20 protein-coding genes are annotated in these 25,253 nt (G+C 63.8%); 11 read left to right on the plus strand and 9 right to left on the minus strand.

Annotated features, from left to right (window positions below):
- Positions 1–47 precede the first annotated feature (47 nt).
- Together OG870_RS17440 and OG870_RS17445 are read left to right on the plus strand one after the other, a co-directional pair.
- Positions 48–719: a hypothetical protein gene (locus tag OG870_RS17440; RefSeq protein WP_327691103.1), complete on the plus strand. Its 672-nt coding sequence runs from the start codon at positions 48–50 to the stop codon at positions 717–719.
- 272 nt (positions 720–991) lie between these two features.
- Positions 992–1,252, plus strand: coding sequence for a hypothetical protein (locus tag OG870_RS17445; protein ID WP_327691104.1), 261 nt, complete (start codon positions 992–994; stop codon positions 1,250–1,252).
- A 421-nt stretch (positions 1,253–1,673) separates the two neighbouring features.
- Here the strand turns inward: OG870_RS17445 and OG870_RS17450 are convergent, their stop codons facing one another.
- A complete protein-coding gene (locus tag OG870_RS17450) occupies positions 1,674–5,840 on the minus strand; it encodes a trypsin-like peptidase domain-containing protein (RefSeq protein WP_327691106.1) in 4,167 nt (1,388 codons plus the stop codon).
- 42 nt (positions 5,841–5,882) lie between these two features.
- Entirely contained in the window at positions 5,883–6,185 is a 303-nt protein-coding gene (locus OG870_RS17455; RefSeq protein WP_327691107.1) for a trypco2 family protein, read from the minus strand.
- A 357-nt stretch (positions 6,186–6,542) separates the two neighbouring features.
- Here OG870_RS17455 and OG870_RS17460 point away from each other — a divergent pair, with 357 nt between their 5' ends.
- The gene (locus tag OG870_RS17460) at positions 6,543–7,220 is read left to right on the plus strand and encodes a hypothetical protein (protein WP_327691108.1); all 678 of its coding nucleotides are present in this window, start codon (positions 6,543–6,545) and stop codon (positions 7,218–7,220) included.
- 415 nt (positions 7,221–7,635) lie between these two features.
- On the opposite strand, the gene OG870_RS17465 is transcribed toward OG870_RS17460, so the two are convergent.
- Positions 7,636–10,692, minus strand: coding sequence for an NACHT domain-containing protein (locus OG870_RS17465; RefSeq protein ID WP_327691109.1), 3,057 nt, complete (start codon positions 10,690–10,692; stop codon positions 7,636–7,638).
- Positions 10,693–10,860: 168 nt separating this feature from the next.
- Here OG870_RS17465 and OG870_RS17470 point away from each other — a divergent pair, with 168 nt between their 5' ends.
- Both OG870_RS17470 and OG870_RS17475 read left to right on the plus strand, forming a co-directional pair.
- Positions 10,861–12,318, plus strand: coding sequence for a hypothetical protein (locus OG870_RS17470; protein ID WP_327691110.1), 1,458 nt, complete (start codon positions 10,861–10,863; stop codon positions 12,316–12,318).
- 619 nt (positions 12,319–12,937) lie between these two features.
- Positions 12,938–13,216: a hypothetical protein gene (locus OG870_RS17475; protein ID WP_327691111.1), complete on the plus strand. Its 279-nt coding sequence runs from the start codon at positions 12,938–12,940 to the stop codon at positions 13,214–13,216.
- 66 nt (positions 13,217–13,282) lie between these two features.
- On the opposite strand, the gene OG870_RS17480 is transcribed toward OG870_RS17475, so the two are convergent.
- The gene (locus tag OG870_RS17480) at positions 13,283–14,926 is read right to left on the minus strand and encodes a pentapeptide repeat-containing protein (RefSeq protein WP_327691112.1); all 1,644 of its coding nucleotides are present in this window, start codon (positions 14,924–14,926) and stop codon (positions 13,283–13,285) included.
- 561 nt (positions 14,927–15,487) lie between these two features.
- Here OG870_RS17480 and OG870_RS17485 point away from each other — a divergent pair.
- The 6 genes from OG870_RS17485 to OG870_RS17510 all read left to right on the plus strand — a co-directional run bounded on the left by OG870_RS17485 (position 15,488) and on the right by OG870_RS17510 (position 20,891).
- Positions 15,488–15,685: a hypothetical protein gene (locus OG870_RS17485; protein WP_327691113.1), complete on the plus strand. Its 198-nt coding sequence runs from the start codon at positions 15,488–15,490 to the stop codon at positions 15,683–15,685.
- Between the two features lie 63 nt (positions 15,686–15,748).
- A complete protein-coding gene (locus OG870_RS17490) occupies positions 15,749–16,039 on the plus strand; it encodes a hypothetical protein (RefSeq protein WP_327691114.1) in 291 nt (96 codons plus the stop codon).
- 666 nt (positions 16,040–16,705) lie between these two features.
- A complete protein-coding gene (locus OG870_RS17495) occupies positions 16,706–16,909 on the plus strand; it encodes an acyl-CoA carboxylase subunit epsilon (protein WP_327691115.1) in 204 nt (67 codons plus the stop codon).
- A 467-nt stretch (positions 16,910–17,376) separates the two neighbouring features.
- The gene (locus OG870_RS17500; protein WP_327692318.1) at positions 17,377–18,600 is read left to right on the plus strand and encodes a PP2C family protein-serine/threonine phosphatase; all 1,224 of its coding nucleotides are present in this window, start codon (positions 17,377–17,379) and stop codon (positions 18,598–18,600) included.
- Positions 18,601–18,906: 306 nt separating this feature from the next.
- Positions 18,907–20,331 carry an FAD-binding oxidoreductase gene (locus OG870_RS17505; protein WP_327691116.1) on the plus strand — a complete coding sequence of 475 codons (1,425 nt, stop codon included), beginning with the start codon at positions 18,907–18,909 and terminating at the stop codon, positions 20,329–20,331.
- Between the two features lie 275 nt (positions 20,332–20,606).
- Positions 20,607–20,891, plus strand: a complete 285-nt coding sequence (locus OG870_RS17510; RefSeq protein WP_327691117.1) for a hypothetical protein — start codon at positions 20,607–20,609, stop codon at positions 20,889–20,891.
- Positions 20,892–21,089: 198 nt separating this feature from the next.
- Here the strand turns inward: OG870_RS17510 and OG870_RS17515 are convergent, their stop codons facing one another.
- The 5 genes from OG870_RS17515 to OG870_RS17535 form a co-directional block, all read right to left on the minus strand.
- Positions 21,090–22,784 carry a recombinase family protein gene (locus OG870_RS17515; RefSeq protein ID WP_327691118.1) on the minus strand — a complete coding sequence of 565 codons (1,695 nt, stop codon included), beginning with the start codon at positions 22,782–22,784 and terminating at the stop codon, positions 21,090–21,092.
- A 117-nt stretch (positions 22,785–22,901) separates the two neighbouring features.
- The gene (locus OG870_RS17520; RefSeq protein WP_327691119.1) at positions 22,902–23,117 is read right to left on the minus strand and encodes a hypothetical protein; all 216 of its coding nucleotides are present in this window, start codon (positions 23,115–23,117) and stop codon (positions 22,902–22,904) included.
- Positions 23,118–23,190: 73 nt separating this feature from the next.
- Positions 23,191–24,174 (minus strand): DUF932 domain-containing protein, encoded by a 984-nt coding sequence (locus tag OG870_RS17525; RefSeq protein WP_327691121.1) that lies wholly within the window; start codon positions 24,172–24,174, stop codon positions 23,191–23,193.
- A 93-nt stretch (positions 24,175–24,267) separates the two neighbouring features.
- The gene (locus tag OG870_RS17530; RefSeq protein ID WP_327691122.1) at positions 24,268–24,450 is read right to left on the minus strand and encodes a hypothetical protein; all 183 of its coding nucleotides are present in this window, start codon (positions 24,448–24,450) and stop codon (positions 24,268–24,270) included.
- Positions 24,451–24,562: 112 nt separating this feature from the next.
- Positions 24,563–25,150, minus strand: a complete 588-nt coding sequence (locus OG870_RS17535) for a hypothetical protein (RefSeq protein ID WP_327691123.1) — start codon at positions 25,148–25,150, stop codon at positions 24,563–24,565.
- Between the last annotated feature and the right edge of the window lie 103 nt (positions 25,151–25,253).

Genomic DNA, 25,253 nt, shown 5'->3' on the forward strand with positions numbered 1-25,253 from the left:
CATGGGGGAGCATCTGCTCAATCATCGCCTGCCCGTGAAGGATCGTCATGCGTTCTGCCCGCCGTGCCGTACCGCCCGTCCTGCTCGCCTGCCTGCTGCTGGCGGGCTGTTCGTCCGTCAAGCTCGGCACGTCGACGTCGTCCGCAAACCAAAGCCCGGCAGAAGGAGCTTCGGGATCGGCCGCGCAGGCTGGGGCAGGGAAGCCGATCGCGGTGGGGGCGGGCCCGCAGAAGCACTACACGGTCCAGCAGCAGCCGGCCGCCGGCTCGTGCCACTACCGCTATGAGCACGGCGAGCCGCTGGAGGATCCGAAGTGCACTCCGGGTGCGATCTCCCCGGCGGTGACGCAGGCGAACCTGAAGTCGACGATCTGCCGCAAGGGCGGCTACACCTCCGGCGTACGCCCCTCTGCGTACGTGACGGGCAAGGAGAAGAAGCTGAACGCCGCATCCTACGGCTACACCGGCCGCATGGGCGATGCTGAAATGGACCACTTGATCAGCCTGCAGCTGGGAGGCGACCCCAACGACGCGCGCAACCTGTGGGTAGAGCCTGCCGACCCAGGCCACAAGAAGGGCGCCGGGGTGAACAACAAGAAGGACCCGGTGGAGACCAAGTTGCACACCGCGGTCTGCGCCGGCCAGGTATCGCTCTCCGCCGCGCAGAAGGCGATCGTCGCCGACTGGACCACAGCATTGACCGTTCTTCACCTCGGCTGAAGAGGCCCCGGCGCCACCGCACCAGTTGCGTCACACAGCTGTGGCACCTGTCCGGGACGGTGATGTGGGTGCCAGGCCTCGTCGGCAGTCTAGTTGTTAGCCATGGGAACTCCAAAGGAAGGAAAGGGGGGTTGGGGTGAGAGAGAGCCGGGGACTATGAGCCCTCCCCAGCAGAGGTGAGTCATTTGCATCTACGCCAACCGGGGTGAAGACTGGACGTAGAGCGCCCGATCAAGTAGGACGCGCCGTCTCGAACCAGAAGGGAGACGGCAATGACGAACTACAATGATCCAAAGTCCATAGAAGAGATGGCCCAGAAGAATCGGGAATTGGCCGATCGCCAGCAGGAAGCACTCGACGCTAAACGTCGGCGAGGAGAAAAGCCATCCGAGGGAGAAGAAAGGGGCATCAGGCGACTTCGGGAGCAAGCGGCGAGAGATGAAGAGGTAGCGCAGAGAATGCGCTACGGCCCTTCCGCGACGCATGAAAACCAAAGTTCCTTGCATCACCAGGCCGAGAGGTATCGCTTTTGACAGGCGAGGGCCCGGCTCGGCTGAACCCTCCCGGCAGGGACAGGAAATGTTGCCGCCGTACCAGCTGAAAGAGACACGGCTGCGTGGGGATCGAGTCTCTGGACACCACCTCCGGCCGAGAGCTCGGCCTCAATGAGGTCTGCTACAGCCTGAACTGTGCTGCCGAACAGATCAGATCGCATTTGCCGCGCCCACTAGCAATTCCAATCGCTCAGCATGCTCAGCACAGGCCGAGTTATAGCCATCCCGCTGGGTTCGTAAGACAGACGTCGGACGGTCCCTGAGGAATGCAACACTCACAAGACCCGTTTCCGTTGATCGGCGGGGATCTCTGCCCGCACTGTCCACGGCGCGGCCGGCCTTGCTTTGCACCTCGCCAACGGCGGCCGTCGCAAGCGTCAAGACCGTGTGAGGCGAGTAGTCACACACGGAACAACCTATCGGTGTGATCGACGAACGTGGCGAGGCAGAGCTGCGCCGACTCAGGGCTGATCAGAGTGGCCGCCAGCAGAAGGTCCGCAGTGATACCGCAGGCCAACCCTTTACCCAAGAGGCCGGGAGTACGCTCCGGAGCGGCTGTGGCGGCGAGACGGGCCAATGTGCCGAGAGCACGGGCACGCATCTCGGTCGGTAGCTGTTGCGCCGCGCGCTCTGCGGTGGTCCACAGTCCCGCCTGCGCTGCTGTCACGAGCAAGTCGTACGTCTGTTGTTGCTCGCCTTCCCATCTCCACCAGGCCGCAGCCCCGTACCCCGAGGGATTAGGCGGTGGCGGTACGCGCTCGACCAGCACAATCGCGCTGTCCGCGTCGACCTTGGCGACGGTCTCCACCAGGTGGCGAAACACCAGGGACAGGTCGTGGACGTGGGCCCACACCGGGCCGTCCTCCAGCAGCCCCAGATCCCTGGCCGGTTGCACGTTCCCCAGTTCGGCATGTAGCTGGGCGCAGGTGATCAGACCCTCGCCCTGGAGCCGCGGATCACGCTCGCATCGCACATGCGCGTCATAGGTGTCCAGCAGCGTGCGTGCTCTGTCCGTCTTCCCCGCTTCATGGTGGGTGCGGATCACCGAAGGGAGAAGTGCGCGCCAGGTTTCGCGGTGGCCGCGCAGAGCAAGGGCTTCGGCACCCGAGATCAGCTTGTCGTAGCGGACCGAGTCGCCCAGCAACAGCGCTGTGGACGCCAGATGGCACAGGATGCGGCCGGCACCGTCGGGGTAGACGACCCAGTCGCAGATACGTTCCGCGCGGTCGATCCCGTCGATGGCACCGGAGACGATGCGTGCCTGTGCGCAGTGTCGTGCATAGACGGACCAAGCCCATACCCGGGACTCCGGCAGCATGAGGCTGTCGGCGAGCAAGCGTGCACTCTCGTCGAGACCGGCATCGACACAGCCGGCCACCGCGGCGACGATGGCAGTCTCCACATGCGAGGCGAGATCCCGCTCCTCGCCTTCGCAGTAGGCCAGGTAGGTCTGCAGAAGCTCGAAACCCGCATCCTCCATGCCGGAGCCGAAGGCTGTGTCCAGCGCGCTGGCCACCACGTGTGCGGTCGTCAGCCTGTCCGGATGGGCGCTGGCCAGGAGATTGACTCCCTCCGCCCAGAGATCGGGGTCGTCGGCCCAGATCTCGGAGATCCTTTGCTGGCAGTGAGCGGACAGGACATCGTGTTTCACCTGACCAAGGAAGTGGCGCGCCAATTCCGTCTCCTTGGCGTCTGCCGCCCCCAGGGCTGCGGCAGACCTCCTCAGTACGCTCGCCTCGTGATCGAAGCCGTCATCGTTCCCTTGTGTGATGGTATGTCTGGCCGTGCTGCCGAACTGGTTGGTGCGGATCATGAGGCTGACAAGGTCGGCGAATGCATCCATCGCCTTTTGGTCGTCGCTCCAGCAGTAGGAGGGATCGTGCTCGTGCACGCTCTCAGCGCACCGACGCTGCGCCGCCTCCAGGACGTCGGCCACCTTGGGGTGCTCCGGATGTTCATGCACGAAGACCAGAGCGATCTCCGCGAGAGCCTCACGTTGGGCCTGTCCACCGATGTTGGTGACTCCGAGAACGCTGTACAGGTTGAGTGCCTCGATCAGGCCGAGGAGTGCGTCAACGTCACCTCGCTCCGCTGCCGCTCTGGTGAGCTGCCACAACTCCATACGGGCGGTGTCCTGTCCGGGTCGGCGCCGCCGCTCCCAGGCCGGCCTGTCTGCACGCCCATGTGCCAGGAACAAGAATTGCGTATGTAGGTCTTTGGACCACGTCGCTTCTGGAGGCATGGGCGCCGGATCCATCTGCGGGATCGCGAAACTGCCGTCCTGGAGTGCACCTAGAACCGACGACGCGGCACCCGCGCTGAGGACTCGATGCGCTGTTGCCGCCAAAAGCGCACGCAGATCAGTCGTGTCCTCCTCGCGGCAGTTCTTCAGCATTTCTATTGCCGTGTCCAGGAGGCGTCGGGCATGAGCGCGTTCCGCGCGCTGGTGTGTCAGGAGGCAGAGGTAGGTCATGAGCCGTACGCGGTGATCCGGCTCTTCCAGATGAAGCGCGATGCGCTCCGCTCGGGCCAGGTGCCCGGCCTCTGCCCACGCCCGCCCCAGGTCCGCAGGTAGGCCAGTCACCGGGCGTCGTAGTTCCTCCAGGTCCAGCGCCCGACTGGTCATCCGCAGCACGGGGGGATGGGGCGAGGCGGCCAGAGCGGACAGATAACGCTCGTTGTCCTCCAACAGCCGTACATGCGAACCTGTGCGCTGGTGCAGCAGGGCTGCCCACCGCTCGGACTCCAGTAGCTTTCCCCACGTGTCGAGTTTGCCGGAGAGTTTCAGATAGTCCGGGTACAGCTCGGTGACCCAGCGGGGTGTTGCATCGGGCCAAGCATCCGCCCACGTGCGGACCGCCGTCTCTATCGCACCGTCGAGAACCGTCCGCCGCTTCTTGTCCATGTCCTTCAGGAATGCCTCGCGCAACGTGTCGTGGGCGAAGGCGAACACCGTCGCGCCGCAACGATCGCTGGCGTGCACCAGACGCCGGATCGGCGGGGACGTGAGCACTCGCGTGACTTCACGCTTCGTCAGGTCGCAGTCCATGAAACCGCTCAGCGTGTGGAGGTCATCCGTATCCAACGGTCCTAGCACGGCTATCTGTCCGAGAAGTACATGAGCGGGAGTGGTGTCGCTTTGACTCAGGATATCTGCCATGTCATGGCTAGCTTGCTGCTCGGCTGTGCGGGCGTGATCCGTGGGAGACAGGACGACTTGCGCCGCTCTCAAATGCGGCGGAGCGAAGTCCACGCCTTCGTCCCGTGGTTCGGCGAACGGGAACGACTCCAGCGGTGTCCGGCTGAAGAGCAGTACGTGTGTGCCTTTCTGATGTCCGCCGGGAAGTGACGCCAGCAACGCATCGGCGTCCTCCATTTCGTCGATCCCGTCTATGAGCAGAACGAGATGGCGTCCTTGCTCACGGGACTGATCCAGCGCTCGTGTCCACAGTGAGTGGAACCGTTCCATCGTGGGATCCAGAGCGAAAGGATCACCCACGAGGGCCGCGAGTTGGTCGTTGACCGCGGACCACAGCTCGGAGCGTGGCATACGACGGACACGGGAGCAGAAGTACGACACGACGTCCACATCGGGCGGTGGGCCGCAGGCGAACGCCGCTGCCAGAGACGTCTTGCCCGACCAGGGCGGTCCGGTCCACAGCGCGAAGCGGCTCGACGAACGTGCCCAGTCGGCCAGGTCGTGCCACTCGTGCTCCCGGTCCTCAAGCCGTCCGGTCCTGCGCGTCAACTCCTCGACCGTTGCCGCGTAGAAGGACCGCCGCCGGGCGATCGGCAGCGTGCCCGCAGAATCGTCGTCCGCGGAGGGCACGACCCCTGCACCTGCCAGCAGCTGCCACAGGGCCACACTGTTGGACCGTGGCTCTCCCAATGGCCGTCCCTGATGCGTGACGGTGGGCTGTTCATGTCCCGTCGCGAGAGCGACGGGCACAGCGATCAGTTCCTGACGCCCGCTCCGGGTCACGGCCTCCACGACCACGGCGGTGAGGAACCCGAACGCAAAGACTGGCGCTCCCGACATGCCCTGCCAGGAGCCATGCCCGCCTTCTGTGCTCTCCACGGAGAGGCGAAGCCTGCCGTCGCGTACGGACGTCGCCAGTGGTACATGCGCCTGCACTTCGAACGCGTCGACATACGGAAGGGGAGGATCACGCAGCTGTCCGCGGGCAAAACGGGGGAAGCCCAACGCCGTGCACGGCATCGCGGCTCCGCCTCCGTCCCTGTGCACCCGGGCCAGGCGGACGTCGGGGGCGTGAGGGAGTGCCTCGCGATCCGCGTCGGCCAGTCGCAGCACCGCGATGTCGGTGAAGGTTCCCTGACCGCGCCAGCACACCTGTGCTGACACGGTCGGGCTTCCCGGCGCCAGCCCGAACTGGACCTCCGCCTCCTGGGAATCGCCCATCACATGCCGAGCCGTCAGGACCAAACCGTCCGCGATCAGGCAGCCGGTCCCGCGAAAGACGAAAGGGTCCTGTCGCGAAGCGCGGCAACGCACGGCCACTACGCAGCGCGCCGGGTAGTCGTCGAACGATTTGGTCCCATCGCTCATCTACTCACCCTCCGCAGGACAGGGACCACCGGCCAGAAGGCGTCAGAGGCTCTCCTCGGCGTCGGGGTACCGCACGAGAGTCCCCTCCTGAGGCAGCAACGTCATACGAACCCGCTGGGTGCGCGCAGAACTCCTCCTGACACCCGTCCCCGCTTCCGTCACCCAGAACCGCAGCCCGGCCCTGCCGTCGACCTCACGCGTGGTGCAGACGTCAAACTCAAGGTCAATCGGCCCCAACTCGAACTTCAAGGACTCGTCCTCGGCCGCCTCCTGAGCCGCACGCAGCTCAGCACGCAGGGCCGTCAGCCAGTCCGCGAGTGGTATGTCCCCCGCGCTCTTGGCCACAGTTCCCCCTCCGCCTCTGCCAGGCCCCCAAGATGTCTTTCACTGCTCGCTACGGACATACGCCAAACCTCGCACGAACGTAAATACGCCGTGACTCAGCCGAGCCAAGCGTCCGGCGAGCCGTGCACCACAGCCTCTCAGAGCCAGTCCCGATCATCTGTCAGCGCTCCCGAACCAACCAGCCGCAACAGCTGTTGCTTCTGGGGCAAAAGGGCTGTTGGATCAGGTCCCCGGCGTGATCGACTCCGCTGGGCGAGCGCGTGGCGCCAGGCGGCCGCAACTGCCTTTGGAAACAATCATCCAGCTCAACACCCAGATGAGGTTGCCCCAGCCGAACGTCGGTCGGACTATGGCCTCATGGACTACCGTCCTCTAATCGCTCAGCACGCTGTCGAGCTCACGCACGACGTACCGCGATGGGACGAAGCCGCACGTGTCACCGGGCTCGATCCCTACGTGTGCAAGGCGTCGTACATATGTGGTGCCATGCGCGAGCTCATGCAGGCCTCCGGGCTCAACTTCGAGGCCGACTACCACCTGGGGTCGCTCTTCCTTGCCCTCGATGCCACCGAACTGCTGGGCCGGGTCGTCAGCGGTAAGCGTGGAACAGACCACGTCACGGAAGTACTCCGGACAGGCGTGAGGTACCTGGAGGGGCACGCTGAGCCGGAGACGGCGCCCCTGCCGCACTCCCAAGCTCAGTACGCGAAGCTAAGGAACTTTGCTGGGCACGGCGCGTCTCAGCTCCCGCGAAGCGTGGTCTTCGGCCCCGACTCAACCCAACTACTCCTCCGTCACTTGGCCTACGTGCTGAACACGATGTGGAAAGACCTGGCTCTGCCGGCCAAGCTGGCTGAGGCTGAGATCCATCCGGTGTTCTCGGCGATCAAAGGGAGTCGGCAGCCGGTATACGTGAACGAGATCCAAGAGCATCTCAAGACACGACAGCCCGCCGACGGTCTAGATCACGAATCCTGGCGATACGACATCGTGCGCATGGACAACTCCTCTCCTCCGGTAAGCGGTACCGGGTAGCCCGGGCATCTGCAAGGGGAGGCCACAAGAAATTTCGCTCACGATCATTTTGCGAGCTCTTCGCTAGCCCCAGATGATCGCAGTTCATCAAGTCGAATCTGTAACTCAGCCGGTAACTCAACTTTTGCGTGGATCGCTCTCCCTCTTTCAATCTGCTCCCCAACGAGGTCTGCGACAGTCTCTATTCTCGTGCACCAGGCACGAGATCACTCTCTCAAGTCCCCGAGTTCATTCCACTCGGGCAGATCAACGCTTTCAATATTGACGTCCAGGATAGTTCGAACATCGTCTACTATGGACTGGGCAGAGAAAAGACGATTGGCAAAATAGTCAACGTTTAGCTGTACAGAGCCAAAGTCTTCGGAGTTTCGGGGTTCTAACCCTAGGACTTGATTCGATCCCTAAATATGCCGTCTCATGGGGTTGGTGTCGCGTTCTCAGGTGGGTGTGGCAGTTCGTCGAGCAGAGGGTCGTACCCCGCGTTGTCCGAGTGCGCGTCGATCAGGTTGTGCGCCCGATCCACCCAGTCTTCCGGTACGGGATGTCCGGCCAGCTCCCATTGGTGCAGCACCACGGCCAGATAGCGTTTGATGAAGTCCGTCGCGTCCGGGTCGAAGCAGAGCAGCGCCGCGCGCACGGCGTCCCGGTGCACGGGCGAGAAGTGGCCGCCCGCGCTCCACAACCGGAAGAGCAGCCGGGCGCCGGATACCGCCTCTCCGTCGGGCAGTACCCCGTAGCCGGTGAGCGCCAGTTCGAGGTCGAGCTCTTCCAGACCCTGGGCCAGGTGCAGCAGTGCGTCGGTTCCTGTGTCGCACCGCAGGTGGGCGTCTCGCGTCACCGTATCGGGGCTGGCGGTCTGCCAGCCGATGTAGCGGCGCTGTTCCTCACTGCCGTGGCCGTGGGTCCAGTGTGGGTTCACCGCGTGGGGATCCTCCGGGTTCTCTCCCAGCCCGATTGTGATGGCGCGCCTCTCCCCGTCCCACACCCGCTGCAGCCGCAGCCGGTCCGCCAGGGCCCGCCACTCCTCCGCGTGCAGCTGTGACTCCAGCAGCAGCATCGTGCCCCGCCATGCGCTGACCGGGTCGGGGTCTGTGGGGAACAGCTCTCGTCCTGACACCGCCTCCTCCGCCACTATCAGCAGAAGCAGCAACAAGTTCGCGCGGTAGAAGGCGGGAGCGGCCGGAGCAGGGTGCCGGCGCGGCTGGTAGGAGGCGTAGGAAGAGACGGGGCGATCATCCAGGGAATCGTGGAACAGTCTCAGGAGCAACTGGCTCAGCTCCTCGCGGTTCCGCGTCGGCAGCGGGCGCAGCGCCTCTGTCAGGAACGCCACCACCGGCCCGCGCCCCGCGCACGCGGCGAACGACAGCAGCGCGTACAGGAACGAGTCATCGGTACGGGAGCGCCGGGCCCGCTGGGTCTCCGCCCGCTCGGCCGCCAGCAGGTCCTGAAGTTCGTGTGCGACAAGCCGGGCGACAAAGAACTCGCCGAAGGTCGCGTGCAGAAATTCGTACGAGTGCAGCCGCACGCCGTCACGAAATGCTTCCGCGCGGTGGATGAAGAAGAACCGGCCGATGGTCGTTTGTGCCCCGCTCAGCGTTGCCCGCAGCCCCGTAGGCAGGGATGTCTGCTGAGGCAGCAGCTCCTGCAAGTCGGACTCCAGCTCGTCTTCGGTGACCCACTGCTGGCGCCGGTTGAACATCCCGAAGGCGGCTACCGACAGCCGCAGCAGCTCGTACTCGATCGCCTGCGCCATGTCCTCGTCGGTCAGCCGCGCGTCGTGCTTGAGTACTTCCCGGAGTGCGAACCGGGCGAGCAGCCGCTCGTACAACTCGTACCCGGCGAGCGTGCCCGCCTCGCGCTGGTAGAGGTTGTCCTGGGCGTCGTACAGGGCCAGCATCAGCAGCAGGAGAGGCTGGCTCGCGAGGTCGGGCTGGGCAAGGGCCTGCTCGGGGGTGAGCGGGCGCAGGCCGTGGCGGCTGAAGTAGGCGGCGTTCTTGCGGTTCCACAGCTCCAGCCACTGTCCGGTCTGCGTAGCGCTGAAGGATTCGAGCCGGATAGCGATCCCGCCGGGCGTCAGCCGGGCCCGGTCCGCGACGACGGTGCGGCTGGTCACCACGATGGCGAGCGGTCGGCCGAGCGCGGCTTCGCGCTCCTGGAAGACCCCCACCCGTTCCAGGTAGTCGGACTGGTGCAGCCCGGTCGCCTGGAGCAGCTCGTCGAATCCGTCGAGGAGGACGACGGGCAGGGCATGGCCGGCCGCGCGGACGACGTCCGCCCAGTCCATGGTTCGCTCGCCAGTAGCCTGCCGGATCGCCGCCTCGATCTGGTCCTGTACGCCTGTGTCAGCGGGCACGTCCCGCAGCGGGACCCGCACGACCAGGAAGTCCTCGGTAGGAAGCCGGGCCGCGAGCACCTTGGTCAGGAGCGACTTGCCGGAGCCGGGAAGTCCCAGCAGCAGGATCGGCACCTCAACCGCCTTGGGCGCGGTCAGGAAACCCTCCAGAAACGTGTCCAGGCCACCGCGCACCTCGTGCTGCCGCCACCATGCCTCGCTGGTCAGCCGGTCCGCCTTGCCGAACCCCGCCACCCGGAAGTCCGCGCTCACGTACGCCTCGCGCAGGCTTGGGATCGCCATCCCCGCGGCGGTCTCCTCCGCGCCCAGGATCGGCCCGTCGAGCAGCAGGGCCCCGGCGCGGCGCAGTGCGGTCAGTCGGCCGGCCGGAAGATCTCCGTCCGCGAGCCGCGTGACCGTCTCCTCCAGACGGCGGACCGCGAAGCGGGTCGCCCGGTGGTCAACCCTGTCGGCCCAGATCCCCACGTCCGGGAAATCCACGGCCAGTTGGCGGAACATCTCCTCGTAGAAAGTCAGGGCGATGTCTGGGACGTGATCGTGGAGGGTCGCTCGCACCTCCTCGCACGCTTCTGTGGTCAGCCGGTCCCAAACCGCCAGCCCAGACACGTATGCCTCCATGTGCCCGGACATGGAGGCATAGAAGCCACGCAGCGCGGTCAGAGTCGTCTCGTACGGCTCGTGCGGCGAGGGCAGGGGCAGATGCGAACCCAAGAGGTGATCGGCGACAGCGGCAAGACGGCGAGACTCAGGGGCGTCACCGGTGGCGAGCCGCACTGAATCGGTCCGGGTCGTGGCCAGTTCTCGCACCTCGAAGGGCAGTTGTGCCTGCGCCATCGCGTCACCGTAGGCGGCCACCACGATCACCGCGTGGGCGGCGGCCAAGCGCTCGGTGCGCTCGAACCGGCCCAGGCCCTGAATCCGTTCGGCGGCCCTCGAAACCAACGAGCGGCTGAGAGCGGCCAGTTGGGCATCGGCCCCGAAGAGCGAGAGGATCAATTCCGGCGCGGGTCCGACGGCGGTCGTGAGGGCACCGCCCAAAACCCGGTCCAGCGCGTCAAGAGCCGGTCCGTTCCCTCCGAGCAGTTGAACAGCATCGGCGTAGCGCAATGGTCCTGGCATCCCCGCACCCCCTCGGGAGCCAGAATGCCCACACAGACGCCATGCGGAACCACAGCCCGGTCGTCTCTACCGGGGGAAGAGGACTGGCCCCGTGTGCGCGATTCGGCTGTGCTTGATGGGCTTTCAAATGCGGTGCGGTACCCACCTGGGTTAGGGGATCATCGAGGCATGGGCGCTGCCACATCATCAGGCGGCTGGATCCCGTTCGAGCCGCCCGCACCATTGACCCCCTCCATCACCGCCTACCTGTCGGTTGCAGGCTGGCAACACCGTCGCGATGGGGCGGTATATAGGCTGCGCACGCAGGAGTCCTACACCCGGCAGACGCCGGTTCTACTCGACGCGAGGCACATCCCTGCCAGAGGCACGGACGCTTTCGGGCACCTCGCTTCTCTTTCGGAGCAGCCGCCGAGCTGGGCGCCGCCCGCTGAAGCACTGCGGCGGTTGCACGAGCAGGATGATCTACCGGCGCGTGCCGCCGAGTTCCAGCTGAACTTCCTGACGACACGACCCGACGGCCTTCCCCATGCGATGCGAACGTTCTTCGCCGACCGTGCGGTGCCGGCCTTCCCGGACTCCCAACTCCTGGTCGTCGCCATGGCCCAGGAACTCGCCAGCCGGTACGCGCTCGTCAGGGGCCTGGTATCCCTGGAGAACGACCCGACGATCGCCCTGGGTAACGGGCACGAACTTCCCGCAGGCCGGGCGCTGGCCACCAGTGGCATCTTCGGGGCGCAGTCCTACCTTGGCGCCGCGCTGAACGTCCTCGCCCCCTACGTCTACGCCGTACCGGCCCCGCGGATGCGCGCCGTCGGGATCTGGGTTTTCGGCGACCTCACACCCGGTGCCACCTGGCCGAGCAACCAGCTCGTCGACGCCCTCAAAATCAGCGACGACCGCTTTACTGGGCCGTCTCTACGCGGCGGCCAGAACCGCCCGAACCTCACGAGCAGCCAACTCCACACCTTCCTCACCTGGTGGATCGCCCGGGTCAACGATGTCCTGGCGCTCGCCACCGACCCGGCGCGTTTCTTCCTGGACAAGTCCACCCCCACCTACGACCCGGGGCTGCACTGGCAGTACCTGGCCAGCATCGAACGCGTTCTCCGCGACGTTGCCGAGACTATGCTCGACTCCGAGCAGAACGAGACCGCCCGGCTCCGCGCCGCCTACGACGCGCTGGACGCCATGGAAGGCATGAAACTGGTGGGCTTCGATGCGGCCGTCACGCCAAGCAACGCGCGCAAGGCTTACGACTGGCTCAACCAACAGCTCCCCGCCGATGTTGCCGCAGTAGCCTTGCCAGCTTGTCTCCGAGGGGTCGAAGCCCTCGACCGGGTCAAGGACGGCTTCAGTCCTGGGAGATACGTCGGTACGGACGGCCTGGTCAACCTCCCGGGAAAGAACGGACCAGTCAAGCGCTCCTGGGACGGGGCGACCGCCGGGTACCTGCGCCTGGACCGCAACAGCGCGCACTCCTTCTTGAACCAGACCGCCGAGCAGAAGGCCGTCCTGTTGTCTCACAACGGTCACCTGCCGCGTGGCCTCGCCAACATCGCCCTGCTGTGGCTGATACGGCTACTCGCTGACCCGACGCAGCTTGCGGTCAAGTTGCCCGTGGTGTGAACGTGCCGTGAGGTGCACAGTGCAGGCCTGCCTGACGCTGCGTCTACCACCAGGACCGCATTGCGCAAGTCGCTGACCTGGCGTGGTGAGTTCCCTCGGGATCTCACCACGAGTCAAGGAGAACTCACCACGGTCTGGAAGGGCAATTACTACGCCGCAGAGGAGGGTAGGCGCCGGTGCGGGCCCCCTTCCTCTTTCGTCAAGGGGCTAGGCTGTTGATTTGTTATACAGCTTCGTCAGCCATGAGCCCTGCCCCAAGGTCCTTCAAAGCATTCAGTCGACTTTGCAGCTCAGGCGGCAGCTCAACTGCTATATGGACTGTCCGACCGCTCTTGACTTCTTCACCAACAAGGTCTGCGACAGTCTCCATTCTCGTGCACCAACTGCAAGGCAGTAGAAAGATGCCCAGGCCTGGCCACCACCGAATCCGGCGGGGGATACGGATCCGAGTGATGACAAGCCAAGAGGTATCAACAGATACGGACTATTGACTTTCGATTGAGAAGAGAGTTCGCATACTGTCCCTCAGCCCCAGCAGTTTCAGCAGGCGATTCCACGGCTGCACTCGACAGGATTCGCGGGTACCACGCGGGTCTCAGCGGAGCGGGTAGCGGTTCGCGTGGAGAAGTCAGGAAGCACCGTCTACGCACTTGATATCTACCCCGGTGGCCTCAGCGACGGCACGCTTGCCTTCAGCCTGGATCAGCACCGTCTGGGCGGGAGCGGTATGCACGCCTTCGCCACTCCCCTCTACGATCGCGAGGCCGGTGGTCCGAGGCTGGAGCTCACTAACTTCTCGCTCCTCGACATGAGCGGAGGCGTCAGCCGAACCATGACCAAGGAGGAGCTGTTCACTGCCATTTGGGATCGTCTGATTGAGCAGATCGAGCGGCGGTGATGAACTCGACTCTCTCCATGCCTGCTCGTCGAAAGCGCGGTCCTCAGAGAACCGGCGAGGTGGTACCTACCGCTTCACCCGGCTGCGGACCGCGAGGACTACCAGACCGAGGAGGACTGGCTCCGTCAGCCGGGAGAGCACTGTGATGTAGGCGCCGGCGGTGGTGAGGTCCTGGCCGGATGAATGGAAGACGACCGAGTTGATCACCACGCGCAGGCTCTTCTCGAACCGCCCGCTCGATATTCGCTCGTGTAGCGGGCTGGTGGGGTTGGTTGAGCCGGGGGTGTCGGTGATGAGCCGGATCTCCTGGCCGGTCACCTTCCCGGTTGAGACCGACTTCGGGTCGTCGGCGGGAAGGCCCCACAGCATCATCGCCAGCAACGTTGCGGTCATGGCCAATAGCAGCCACACCAGAGCGCGGGTGGCCCTTAACCCGTAGCCGGACAACGCCCAGTAGGCCACGAGCAGGCCACGTTCGGCGCAGGGGGTAGCGGAGTCATGGCGGCGCATCTCCATCTCGCCGTAGTAGAAGTCGGCGGCCCCCGGCTCGTTCTTGCTGTCTTCGAAGGATTTGCGCAACGCCCGGTACACCGGCGCTACTTGCCCAGGCTCGACGTGTCCGACGCCGAACACGGCCGTGTTCCATCCCCGGATCGCTGTTGGACGGCTCGCTCGCCAATGATGCTCCTCGGCCAGGGTGCGGCGCTGTGTGAACCACACTGGGCGCCCGCGTCGCCAGTGCGTACCGGGCGGAATCACTTCGAACAAGCAGATACCTTCCAACCGCAGCTGATCCAGGTGAACGGTGCCGGTGAACAGACAGCGCGACAGGTCGACGTCCGCGAGGACGAGATGTGCAGCATCCACGCCTCGAAGCGAGGCCATCCAAACCGTGGCATCGGGCTCGCTAGAGAGAACCTGTTCATCCACCAACATTCCGTCAGAGAGACGGAAGAGGCCGGGTTCCGCAGCGATCGTGAGCGGGTGTTCGAAGACCGAGTGGGCGAAGTCGACTGTGGCGTACCGCAGCTGCAACACGGCCGTTGACGACCAATGCGTCCGCCAACACTCCAGACGTCTCGCGGCGATCGTGATGGTTACAGGACTGCTGAACACTGCCCCGGACAGCGTCACCTGCCCTGCGCACACCAGCGGTCCCAGACCAGCCGACCGTTTGAAAACCGTTGACGTGAACCGGACGTTGCCCTTGAAGACTGCCGCTCGAAAGTCGGCATCGGCCTTGAAGGTCGCTGATCCGAATCGAGCGTTGCCCTCGAAGACTGCCGACCTGAACCGGGCGTTTCCCTCGAAGACCGCGGACTTGAAGGCAGCATCTTTGAAGAACACTGACCTGAACCGGGCGTCGCCCGTGAAGGTGACCGACGTGAACCGGGCGTCGCCTCTGAAGATCGCCGACCTGAAGTCTGTGTAGCCCTCGAAGGTCGCCCACTCGAACGAGGCAACGTCTTCGAAGGCCGGCGATACAAACGCGGCGTCTCCTTTGAAGATCGCCGCCGCGAACCCAGCGGCTCCCCTGAAAGTGGTCAACTCGAACCAGGCGTTGGCCTCGAAGGTTGCCGACCCGAACCAGGCGGCGCCCCCAAAGGTCGCCAAAACGAAATTAGCGGTGCCCTTGAAGGTTACCGACCGGAAGTCGGCATCGCCCTCGAAGGTCACCGACCGGAAGTCGACGGCATCCTCGAAAGTCACCCACCGGAAGTCGGCATGACCGAGGCGCACAGCTCTGGTGACAGGATCGCGCAAGGCATCTAGCAGCTGTACAAGCAAGGGCGCGTCCAGCTCAGTGCCGCGATGGTCCAGGGCGTTGCCGGGGCCAAGGCCACTAAAATAGTCTGCGCGTTCGCCATCGCTGAGATGACGCAGGCACCGCCCGTAGGGCTCGGTCCTGTGACCGCGGCAGCCGACCGGATCATCCGAGCCTCCGCCCTGAGCGCAGTGCGGCCATGACGGCTGGGCGGCGGCAGGCAGGAGCGGGGACGTCATACCAAGAAGAGACGGCGGAGAAGGCTAAAGAGTTGCGTACAAAGGTCGGGGCGAGCCAGCGAAGCGCGGGCTTCAGCTGCTACCCACCTCAGCCGCCTCGCTCGGCCATTCCAGCACGCCGCGACCCGGTGGATTCGGGATCAACCACCTTCCTCACTGGGTAACCGTAGTAGCTCACCCATTTGCCTTTCATGAGTGGCATAACTGGTCTCCGATCATCAATCTTGAGAAGCATGCCTCAGTGACTCCAAGCGATAGGTGCTGCCAATGAACGAGGAACAGGCCATTGAGGCCGCCAAGCAGATCGGCTTGAATATCGGCGAGCATGTGATTATCCAGAACGATGGACAGATCACGCATCCGCATACCAGCGACTCTAGCGACTTTCGTCATGTAGACGGCTGGAGAGTCGAGCGTACTGGCGAGGACGAGTACGAGGCAGAAAAGGTCCACGGGCCAGCCTAAGAAGGCTTACGCTGGACGCATTACAACCCGCTCTATATGATCTGATCATGAAAGGCGGGCTGTATGGCCAAACTGAATCTCGCAGATGCGCACTATAACGATGAAGCCAACTTCCTAGATGGCCTCCTCGCTTTCCATCCTGAGTTGTTCAAACATCTCAGTCCAGAATCACGCCAAGCCCTAAATGACTACTATTCGCTTGATCGAGAGCTGAAGGTTGATTTTCGTCGCTACCGCCAGGAAGCTATCACACGGGACGCCACCCTGGAAGCAACTGCCAAGCTAGCTTTCTCCGAAGTGCTTCGGTTAGCCGAGATCGACAGCTTCATATACACAACACCCGCCGAAGACTAGCTGACGCCAAAAGCAATCGGCCGACCCCTCTTCCAGACGGGGAATACTGGAAGGGATCAGCCGAGCTAGGTCCAGAGTGCGGCGTTAGCTATTGACGCCAGTCATGAACAATGTTCGAATATTGGCCCACATGGCCAGGACTTCGGCGTACTCGCATGACACCCGGTTCGTGATCATCCGAGGCCGAGGAGTGCGAGGGGGCGGCGAGGGTCGCGGGCGTTGCGGCGGAGGCCGGCTGCCGTGTTCTTCAATGCGGCCATGCGGAGGGCTCCGATAGCGAGGTTGCGCCAGGTGGCCATCGCGCGGGGCGTGTTGCCGGTCCGCAGCTGAGAGGCGTCCAGGATCGTTCGGGCGCCTTGATGCGCATGCGCGAGGCAGAGAAACCACCTGAACGGCCCACGTTCCCGGTCGGCGTGCGAGATGACCCATTCGGCCGCACGTTTAACTCCACTGCCGGTACGCGACAGGTGTGATCACGCTCCGTCCGGGAGGCATCGTGATCCTCATAGCTCTTCTTGTCCCGATGGCGCTGCTTCTGGTGATGGTCGCACTCGACGCGTTCGAAGACCATCTGTTCCCTCCACGCCAACCTCCGCCGCTGGAGAACACCATTCCCGAGCAGTCAGAACTCGACTGAGCAGTCCATCGAAGACGGGAGAAAGAACCATGAGCACTCCTTGCGGAAACCTGCTCCGCGTCGAGAAGGGTCATGCCGAGGCCGAGGAGCTGGCCGCCATCGTCGCGGTCCTGATGGCCCGTGCTGCCACCCTGCCCTCAGCCGCCCCGACCCGCCGCGGCCGCTCCAGGGCCGGCTGGTGTCGTCTTGAGCGCACCCCGGGCTTCCGCGCCCCGCACAGCTGGCAGGACTGACCAAGGCGCTCGATCACGCGCCCGGGTGAGGTCCGTCTCGGTCGGCGTCGGAGTCCGGCTCCGGTTCCGGTTCTTCGCCTGGCTCGGGCCACCGCCCGAAGGGGCCGATGGGCTGCTCAGGGTGACACCGAGCACGCCGGGTCCCTTTGTACGGTGCGGTGGCATCGGGATCACGAGTCCTCACCTTCATGTCGGGCCTGCGCCAGCAGCGCTGTCACGACGTCGTTCGCTTGGTCCGCGGTCTGCTCATCAACCGGGGTCAGGAACCTGGAACCCCCGGCGGCTCGGAGCGGGCGGCACGAGCCCGCTCCGGCCGAGAGGACAGCCCGCGTGAGCTCCGCAACTGCGGATGGCGCGGGCCGACATGCCACGCCTGGCGTAATGAGTCGCTCCGGCTGCTTGACCAGGTCACGTTGTGCGCAGGCAGTATCCGGAGAGGGGGCAGGAAGGTGGTGGCGTACCGGGCCATGGACGAGGAGAGCGTGGACCGGTCGGAGGGTTTCGGGGAGCGGCTGCTCGGTGTGCTGCTGGACAGAGCGCGGGTGTTGCCGCCGCAGCTGATCGCCCCGCTCATCGCGGAGGAGGTGGCCAGGATCGGCGGCCGTGACGTGTCCATCCTGCTCCAGGACTATGCGCAGGAGCTGCTGGTGCCGCTGCCGGGCAGGAAGCTGCACGTGGGCCAGCCCGAGCCAGTGGTCGACTCGCCCGCTGGCCGGGCCTTCCAGCGAGCGGAGGCCGTCGAGGTGCCACAGGCCGGCGGCGTGCGAATGTATCTGCCCCTGCTGGACGGAAGCGATCAGGTAGGCGTCATCGCCCTGACGCTGGACACGGTCGGCGACGATGACCGGCGCCTGCTACGCCGGTTCGCCGGACTGGTCGCCGACATGTTGGTCACCAAGAACGCCTACACCGATCAGTTCTTTCTGGCCCGGCGTCGGGAGCCGATGAGCGTGTCCGCGGAGATCCAGTGGGGCCTGCTGCCGCCGCTGACGATGACCGTGCCGCAGGTCGAGGTGGCAGGCATCCTGGAGCCCGCCTACCGCGTCGCCGGTGACAGCTTCGACTACGCCCTCAACGACAACATCCTGCACATGGCCGTGATCGATGCGATGGGCCACGACCTGGATGCCGCCGCGATGGCGACCATCGCCATCGGCGCCTACCGCCATGCCCGGCGCGTGTTCGTCAGCCTGGCCGAGAAGTACGCGTTCATGGACAGTGCCATCTCCCGGCAGTTCGGCGCCGACCACTTCGTCACAGCGCAGCTGATGCACCTGAACATCGCTACCGGTGAGATGGAGCTGGTCAACGCGGGCCACCCGGCGCCCCTGCTGATCCGCGACGGCCAGGTCGTGCGGCAGTTGGAGACCGCGACGACGCTGCCCGTCGGCTTCGGAGGTGAGACGCCCCGCGTCAGAGAGCACACGCTCCAGCGGGGCGACCGGGTGCTGTGCTACACCGACGGCATCATCGAGGAGCGCGTCGACGGCGGGGAGCCGTTCGGTGAGGATCGCCTCATCCGCTGCGTCAACCGCCTGGGGCAGGAGCCGTCAGAGGGGATGCGGGCGGACCTGCGCCGGCTCTCCCACACGCTGAAGAAACAACGGGGCGGGCGCACTAGCGACGACGCCACCCTCTTCATGATCGAGTGGCACGGAGGCGCCGCCGACCATCTCGTAGTCCTTGACTGAACACCTGGGACGTCGACCGGGACGCTTGAGTGGACGTCCAGGAGCAGACAGAACGCAAGTCGATCTCGCTTTTCGAGCGGGCCGTTCCGATCCAGTTCGATGAGCTAATTTTCGCCGTGGCCTCCGTCTGAATTGCGAGGAATGGTGGCCGGAAGGAAACTGAAAGGTGGGCAAGGCCCTGTCCGGCGGTATGGATCTGAAGCGCGAACGGATTCACAACCATGCCCTCTCCGGGGGATCCGCTCGGATGTCGCGCGCCCTCATCCGTCCGTGAGTGTCCCCGTTCTTCCCACAGGGGTGTCAGCCATGGGCGGTTTCAATGCATCGATTCTTGACGGGCTTCGCGAGGCGCTGCGGGGTCCCGTCCTCGCTCCCCAGGATCCGGGCTACGACGAGGCCCGCAGCATCTACAACGCCATGATCGACCGACGTCCCGCCGCCATCGCGCAGTGCGTCGACGCCGCGGACGTGAAGGCCACGATCGCCTTCGCCCAGGACACCGGGGCGGAACTCGCCGTGCGCGGCGGCGGCCACAGCGGGCCGGGCCTGTGCCTGGTGGACGGCGGACTCGTGCTCGACCTGTCGCCCATGCGTTGGGTGCGCGTGGACCCGGCGACGAGCAGCGCACAGGTGGGCGGCGGCAGCCAGCTGGGGGACGTGGACCACGCGACCCACGCCTTCGGCCTCGGCATGCCGGCCGGAATCATGTCGACCACCGGCGTCGGAGGTCTGACACTGGGTGGCGGCCACGGCCACCTGACCCGCAAGTACGGGCTCACCATCGACAACCTGCTGGCCGCCGACGTGGTCCTGGCCGACGGGAGGTTCATCACCACGTCGGAGAAGGACTACCCGGACCTGTTCTGGGCGCTGCGGGGCGGTGGTGGGAACTTCGGTGTGGTCACGTCCTTTACGTACCGGCTGCACCCTGTGCATACGGTCGGGGTCGCGGTGACGGTGTGGCCGATCGACCGGACGGCGGAGGTGCTGCGGTGGTACCGGGAGTTCCTGCCTGGCGCGGACGAGGACCTCAACGGCTTCTTCGCGGTGCTGGTCGTGCCGCCCGGGCCGCCGTTCCCGGAGCCGATCCACGGGCAGAAGATGTGCGCCGTGGTGTGGTGCTACACCGGCGACCTGGACGCCAACCGCCTCGAAGAGGTACTGGCCGTCGTCAACGAACCGGCTCCGCCCGCCTTCCACTTCGCCACCCCCATGCCGTACCCCGCCCTGCAGACCATGTTCGACGAACTGATCCCCAAGGGGCTGCAGTGGTACTGGCGCGGCGACTTCTTCGACGCCATCTCCGACGAGGCGATCGAGGTGTTCCAGCAGTACGGCGAGAACATCCCCACCGACCTGTCGACGATGCACCTGTACCCGGTGGACGGGGCCGCCCACCGGGTGAGTGCCGACGACACCGCCTGGGCCTACCGCGACGCCGTCTGGTCCGGCGTGATCGGCGGAATCGACCCCGACCCCGCGAACGCCGATCTGATCCGGCAGTGGTGCGTCGACTTCTGGAACGACCTCCACCCGCACTCCATGGGCGGCTCCTACATCAACTTCCTGGGCGAGCAGGAAGGCCCTGAGCGGGTGCGGACCACCTACCGCGGGCACTACGACCAACTCTCCTCGATCAAGAGCACCTACGACCCGGACAACTTCTTCCGCGCCAACCAGAACATCCCGCCATCAGCCGGGCAACGCGGCGCAGCGTCACAGACGGCCTGATGACCGACCCGCCAGCTCACGAACTGCTTCGGTGTGAGTTAGACAGCCCGTGCGGGGGACGTCGGCTGGCTCATATTTCCGATGTAGTGGCCCGCGTTCTATCTGTTGACTGTTGTAGTCAAAAGTAGTCCGAATAGATCGGACCAGTCCCAGCGTGCATCAGTCCCAGGCCAGTCATTACTGGTCAGCAGCTAGCCCACACAGACATGTTTTACGCTCAACCTTGCATTCGATTCGGAGTTGCGCAATAGTTAACACACTAAGCGGAGATTCCCATGAAAGAGTTCGATGACGCCGCCCTGCAAGAGCTGGACGAGCAACTTCCCGAATGGATAGGCGACGTGATAGCCGCCCGAGAAGCCGGAACCGGGATACAGATAGATGTCTGGGGTTTCGGTGAGCCCGATCTTCTCTATAGCGCGCTGATGCTTGCCGCCAGTGCGGGAGTCCCAGTATCGACTGCACCAAGCCAGGAATGGTTAAATAAGCGCTACGACATATCGAATTTGGAGATGCGCGACCAAATTCGCCTGGACAGGGAACTATGGTCCTCTAACTAGAAGCAGAAAACGCTCCTAGCCGTCTTTCAGGCTGCCGCGCAGTGCATCAAGTCGAGCTTGCAATTCTGTGGGCAACTCTACCTCCGCATGGACTGTCCGGCCGCTCTTGACTTCTTCTCCAATAAGGTCTTTCATAGTGTTTAGCCTCGTGCGCCACAGCATACGCTCAAGCGCCAGGCAGGTCTCTCGCATCTATTTCTAAGTGACATTGCCAAAATCGGGATGATCATCCTCTATGAGCCGAGGAATGGAGCCGCCCGAAGAAATCTCCGCCTCGATAAGGTCTGCCACAACGTTGACTGTGGTCCACCAATTTGGAATCATCAACGCCAAAGAGCCAGGTCTTTGCTCTGTAGAGCCTTTTTCAGAGGTTCTAGCCTGAAGATATATAGCTTCCTCGGGTGAGTAGCCTTCCCGGATCTTGTGGTACCACTTTTTAGCTTGCAGAACCACTTTTCTGTCATGCAGCAAGAGGTTCGAGCCAAGGGTGAGCAGCATACGCCTTTTCACGGCTGGGGTCGCACGACGGAACGTATCGTCAAGTTGAGTAAGATCTTCGAACAGCCCCATGGCGGCCTTAAGAACTTGACCTCGAACGGCAATATCCCCAGTCTCCATACGCTTCTGTAAGCTTTCCATCGAAGTCTGGTACTCATCCTTTCGAGCCATGAACTCCTCAGAGGTAATCTCCCCGTCGGCTCTCATGTCAATAAGTCGCTGTATTCTGCCTCTCATCCTCTCTAGCTCCCGCCGTTGTGAAGCCTTGACAGCTTCAACCTCGCCCACCTTCCCAACATAGCGATCCTCTAGAATTTCGAGGGCTACGTCACGAAACTCAGGTATGAGCCGGTATTTTTCGACCTCTTCCTCAAAGGAGGAAACGAGACCCGCGTTAGTGACGGCGGGTTCATGACATTCAGTAGACCTCTTCTTGTGAGTACAGTGGTAGTACAGATACAGGGCATCTCGATTCGTCCCGCTGTAGTGCTTCCACTTCTCAGTGACAACAACCGCACCGCCACAAGTAAGACAACGTAAGAGGCCCGTATAGTTGACGTAGCTGCGTTTCGTGTAACGGCGGTATTTTCCTTGGCTGTGCCTCGCCATGATGTCCAGCAAGCGCCTGTGCTCATCGAGAGTGATGACAGCAGGATACGTACCCTTGTTGTGGTAAATTCGGCCGTTCCACTTGAAATATCCTGTGTAAAAGATACTCCTGAGCATATCGCTGACCTGGTTGTAGCTCAGTGGTCGGCCCTTGCGTCCAGTGAAGCCCCAACTGTTGATGGTTCGCCGAATCTCGGCAACTGTATAGTCGCCGGTTAACGCGAGCCTCAGAGCACGCTCCACTAGAGGCAGCCGTTTCTTATCGGCATAGACGAACCTCTCTCCCTTGTTGACTGCTGGTCCTGAATTGAGGTATCCGGGAGGCGCTTGGGCCGGAAAATGCCCTAGCTCAGCTTTGTCCGCCATACCTTGTTTACAAATCTGCTGAAGTTTGCCAGATTCATACTGAGAGTGGGACATGAGGCCCTGCAGTGCCATCAGCCCCTCGATGGAGTTTTCAAAGTTGTAGGCGGTGAACTTAAGGTTTGCCAACTCTCCGGTCCGCAACATGTAACTAATGGTCGCAGCGTCGATTTCGTTTCGAGAGAGACGATTTGGGTGCCAGGCTACGATGCCATCGGCTTCACCCGCCTTAATGCGGGCAATCATGTCCTCAAAGATCGGCCGGACGTAAGGTTTGAACGCACTCTTACTCTCTGCGGGAAGAAAAGTAATGTCCAGATCGGGAAACGAATCCTGGATGCGCCTAATCTGCCCCGGAAGGGATAGGATCTGCCGCTCCTTGGACTCGGTGGACTTGCGAACATAGGCAAAATATTTTGGCACTGCATTGAATCTCCGTTTAGCTCAAAGGCGGCCGACCGCGTTCGGTTCCCAGGGTCAGCGACTGTTGAACTACACCGAGAGACGCGCCTCAGTCAAAGGTCCCCATTTTATATTACATTATAAACCCTTCACGCTTCTCTTCCGAGAAGGCTTTTCTTTCAAGGCTGAATTTTCCACGTCGATGCGATCCTGAAGTTCGGGGTGATACATCAAGCTCACCATAAAGATGAGCTCGTTTAGCTCTTCGGCGGCTTGGCCGGGCTCAACATCCTCGTTAAAATACTTCTGACACAGATCCTGATACCTCTTGATATCTTCATCGGTATAGGTCATGGGGTCCTCCTCGGGGTTTGATGGCTAAAGAAAATGGGGTGCACGGTATAGCCGTGCACCCCTGGCGGACAAGTCAGGCAGCCACCAGCTCCCGTGCCAGTTTCAGGGCGCGGGCTTTCAGCGGCTCCGGCTTGATGAGCGTCCGATTGAGTTTGGTTTCCCAGGTGCGGGAACGTCGGACGTGGTCCAGGTACTCTCCTGCGGCCTGTACGAGCCCGTAGGCAGTGTGGGCGATGGGAGCGGCAGTCGGGGAAGCCAGGATGGCGCGGACGGCCTGGCGGGCTTCCTCGACGTTGTTGGCAACTCGATCCGTGACGAGGCCGGCGGGCGGCATGGGAATGAACTCCCTGACGAACAGCTCACGTTGCCGGGTAGAGATGGGCAGCGTCAGCAGTTCGCGGGCCAGTTCCTCGTAGGCCCTCATCTCGCGGCGTGCGCCAGTGACGGCGTCGCGGGCTTCGTCGACGCGGTTGCGCCAGCCGTGCTTGTGCACGAACGAGAAGGTGGTGCCGGTGCGGTCGCCTTCCAGTTCGGCGGCGCGGAAGGTGTTGCCACAAACGATGCGCACGGCGGTCGCGCGGGCCGTGCAGCCTCCGGGTAGTCCGTGCCGGTTGGTGATGCCGAGGTACGGCAGTGTGACGGTGTCGTCGCCGGGCAGGACTATGGGCTCGTCCAGCAGGGCCAGGCACCAGACGGAGCGGCCTTCGTCGAGAACGCCCGCAGTTTCCCAGGTGACGTTCGGCTGGGCCAGAACGGCTTCGACAATCTCGCCCATCTCCCCGTGATCGATGACGGCGTAGGAGTCCCGGTTGATCCACAGGGTGGCGCTGGTGTCGGAGCGGGCTATGCGCTGCCAGCCCTTGATGGGCTCGTACAGCGGTTGGCCGGCTTCGTCGATGCCGCGGAGCTCATAGACGGCCTCGGTGATGGGGTCCCAGGTGAGGCCGGCGAGTTGCCGTGCCTCGTCCCAGGTTGTGGGGTGCTGGTCGAGGACCAGGCCCTCGCGGTGCCAGGGCATCTCCCTGACGGAGAACATCGACTCGACGTTGGCAGGCATTAGTGCCGTCCTTTCGTAGGCCGAGAAATGGGACCGGGGAGCCTGAGCACCTGGTGGTGCCCGGACTCCCCGGATGGGATGTGGAAGGTGCGGTCAGTCGGTGTCGACGTATGTCAGCTCGGTGATGTGGAAGCTGGCAGCTGGATGGAGGGCGTTGGCGTAGCCGGTGATGGGCAGGCCGGTGAAGAACCGGATCTGCTCAGCCAGCCAGCACCGGGCGAGCAGTACGTCTGACCCGTCCTCAGGCTCGAAGGTGATCTTCAACGTGAGGTCCATGGCATGGCTCCTCTCTGTGGGGATGCCAAGGGACTGGGGGAGACACCAGCGACAGGCGGGGCTTCCCGCCGCTGATGTCAGAGGGGCCGCCTCAAGAGCAGCCCAAGGCGGGCTACACCTCCGAGACCTGGATCCCTGAGACCTCGTACGTGGTGGTGTCGTCATCGACGTCGTCCAGGCCCGACAGGTCAGGCTGGAGGCACTTCAGGGCGTCTTCTTCCGCGGCGGCCTCGCTGCTGGGATCGACCTCGTAGCTGCCCGTGATCGTGTACTCCACCCGAACCCGGGTCACGTATGAGGCGAGACCGAAACTGGCCAGGAAGTCGTCCAGGCCGTCGCGGCAGATGTCTCCCTCTTCGTGCCGGTCGACGGCGTACTGCCGGATGGCGTCCATCACCAGCTCGTTGGAGCGGTGCTGCTCGGCGTGCTTCTCGATGGCCACCTTGCGGCAGATGGCCAGGGCCTCGATGGCTTCGCGCAGCGTGGCCTCACGAACGGCCGGGTCGGTGATGGGCTGGATCTGGAGCACCTGGGTGCTGTACGTGGTGATGCGGCCGGCGAAGTAGAACTCGATCAGGTCGGTATCGACGAGTCGTAGGAGGACTCCAGCCCGCTCCCCGGTGTAGACGGGGGCCGGCAGATGGGTGGCGAGATCCTGCGGCGCGAGGCTGCGCAGCATCTCAACGGTCAGCTCTGACATGGCTGACCTCCTTTGTGACAGGTACGAGCGCTGATTTCGGTAATGAGGCTCAAGCGCTCTGGGGCCCCGGGCAGACGCCCGCCCGACCAGCCAGCAGATGAAT

Source organism: Streptomyces sp. NBC_00461 (assembly GCF_036013935.1).
In the GTDB taxonomy this organism is placed as follows: Bacteria; Actinomycetota; Actinomycetes; order Streptomycetales; family Streptomycetaceae; genus Streptomyces.